This window comes from Frisingicoccus sp. (assembly GCA_016298055.1).
Lineage (GTDB): Bacteria > Bacillota > Clostridia > Lachnospirales > Lachnospiraceae > Frisingicoccus.
The window spans coordinates 1-2445 of sequence record JAEDDO010000239.1 but is presented as its reverse complement, the minus strand read 5'-3'; the positions used below and the strand labels follow the sequence as shown (position 1 = coordinate 2445).

Annotated in this window: 2 protein-coding genes and 1 pseudogene; all 3 read right to left on the bottom strand. The window is 43.6% G+C overall.

Annotated elements, in window-relative coordinates; all coding sequences use genetic code 11:
- Window positions 1-239: pseudogene (locus QZZ35_RS11085) on the bottom strand (ExeA family protein); the annotation flags it as partial.
- Window positions 240-241: 2 nt separating this feature from the next.
- Window positions 242-1486: a DDE-type integrase/transposase/recombinase gene (locus QZZ35_RS11080; protein ID WP_291237458.1), complete on the bottom strand. Its 1245-nt coding sequence runs from the start codon at window positions 1484-1486 to the stop codon at window positions 242-244.
- A 60-nt stretch (window positions 1487-1546) separates the two neighbouring features.
- Window positions 1547-2068, bottom strand: a complete 522-nt coding sequence (locus QZZ35_RS11075) for a hypothetical protein (RefSeq protein ID WP_291237457.1) — start codon at window positions 2066-2068, stop codon at window positions 1547-1549.
- Window positions 2069-2445: the final 377 nt, after the last annotated feature.

Here is a 2445-nt window from a genome sequence, read left to right as displayed (position 1 = left end):
GTGGACAGGCTGGAATAGACGACTTTATATAAAGAAGGATTCAATCCGGCTGACCAGCTGCGGATCGCGGTGGTCTTGCCTCTTCCGGCACTGCCGGTCAGTAATCCAAAGCCTTTAGTGGCCAACAGATAATTCAGACGGAACAGAACCTCTTTGTATTCCTGGGTTTCTACAAGGACTTCCTTTGAGTTCTTTAAAAACGGGTTGAACTCTAACCCATATCTGGCAGTGTAATCCATCGCTATTCATCTCCTTTGCAAAGGTGTACTTTTTCTCTTTTGATCAATGCATTTTCCGTTTTGTGGAGAAGACGGATAGGGGTAAGTGCCCCATCTGTCTCAATAACAAAGATATCTTTCATATCCGGAGAATAGCGCAGGCGGATACGCTGGCGGGCAAACCGATAGTCTACTTCGTATTCGATCTGGTCAATTACAATGACACAGTCAGCAGAAACACGGCGTTCGATCTCCAGGAGAAAATCTTTGCCGATATCATCTGCCGAAAGTCTGCGGATCTGTTCCGGCTCAGAGAAGAAGCGGTCCTGGGGAGACATTCCCCGGAGAGAAGCATGCGGCGTCTGGTTATACCTCTGAACATAAGAATAGAGACTGCCACGCAGTTCATCCAGTGAATGGAAATCCTGCATGTCAAGGCCCGCCATCCACTGATCTTTCAGTGTGCGGAACCATCGTTCGATCTTTGCTTTTCCGGTTGGAGTGTATGGCTGGCAGTAGCTGAGTGTTGTACCGATCCTGGCTGCAAGAAGTTCCATCTGCCTGTTTTTATAAGATTTTCCATTATCGAAGTTGAGCACTTTGGGACGTCCGTACTTTGATACGGCTGATTTCATAACGGACATCAGATTTACAAAGTTATCATTATAAAAAATATCAACGCCTGTAATGAAACGGCTGGCATCATCGATCAGGGCAATGATGTAAATACGGTGTTTCTTTCCGTCTTTATCGGTGAGACGTGGTCCGACACTGCTGTCACCGCACCACACTTCATTGATGTGCGGCCGTTCATAACGCCGCATATCCCTGTTAGGTGTCTGACGCAGCTCGTTCTGGAGCTGATTTACAAAACGGCAGATGGTGGATTCTGAAACCTGGCCGTTTATGATGGAGCCATCTGTTTTCAGCTGTCTGTAGATGGCGGCTGCTGACATACGTGGGTAATTCGTCTTGAAGTAGCGGATGCGTTCCTGCAGATCGTCATCAAGTTTGCGGCTCATACCGGCATCTGCCCTGCTTTTAGGAACGAGTGCATCAAAGCCGTGGTTCTGGTAATCAAGATACCATTTTTCAATGGTTGCAGGTGCATAATGATGGACACGTCCGTCAGGCCCTACAATTCCTTTGTTAGAGATTTCTGTGTAGAAAGCGGTCTTACTTGGATAGTTTTCGTCCAGACCTGAGACAAGTGGAGCGATCGCACCATAGCGCATGAGTGCGATCTCCTGCTGTTTTTCTGATTTCATACGATTTAAGCCTCCTTTTTCTAAAAGGATACCGAAGAAGAAGGAAGCTGTCGTGTAAGGCTATGTTGGTAAAAGAAAAAGTTTATTGACGGTTGTTTTTATCTGCATGAACTGTCTTGAAAAATGTGAAAAGCATCCGATAACAAGAGAAGGCCGATCAAAGAGAGAAAGACCTGCAGAATGCAGCCGTTCTTTCCAGTGAAGTCTGTAAGCACGGATGACAGCTTTGAGATTGTTTTCATCAATAAAACACTGGTCTGTCAGTATGCGTTCCGGAGAAAGTCCGGATTCAAAAGCATGAATGGCGGCCATTTGTATGTTCAGCGGGATCTGAGAATAAGGGACCATAGAAGAAAGAAGAAGTGCATGCGTGTGGCCACATGCTGTGCAATAGACACGAACCAGGGTTAGTGTGATCCTGTCATCTTTCAGCTGGACATTTCGTTTATAGTAACCATAACGGATCAGGCATCCGAAATGCCCACAGGTACACGAAATAAGGTTAAGATCAAGAGAATCTATCGTTTTATTATAAAAATCTTGAGAAATAAGGTTGTAGTTTTCTGTTTTAATTGTTATCATAGGAAATGACATAGCGTGAAAGTGTTATGCCGTGGTGTTGAAGCAGAAGTCAAACTTTGGTCGGGGCGATTTCTGCTTTTTCTATTAGTTACAATTAAACATAATATCACAAAAAGTCTCAGGATAAAATAATCTGATGGAAAATGCGTCAGAGTCTCTTATGCTGGGACTTCTTTTATTCTGAATGAAAAGTTGAAAATAAGTTTGTTATAAAATGGCTGTTAATAAATGATTATCGGACACCATACGAAGCACGGATAGGAGAGTAGTCGATCAACGATATTTTTTAGCCATAAATGTTACAAAAATACTTGACCACAACAGATAATGAAATCAACCGGATGATATTAAGTGAGATTTTGTCTGACGAATATCAG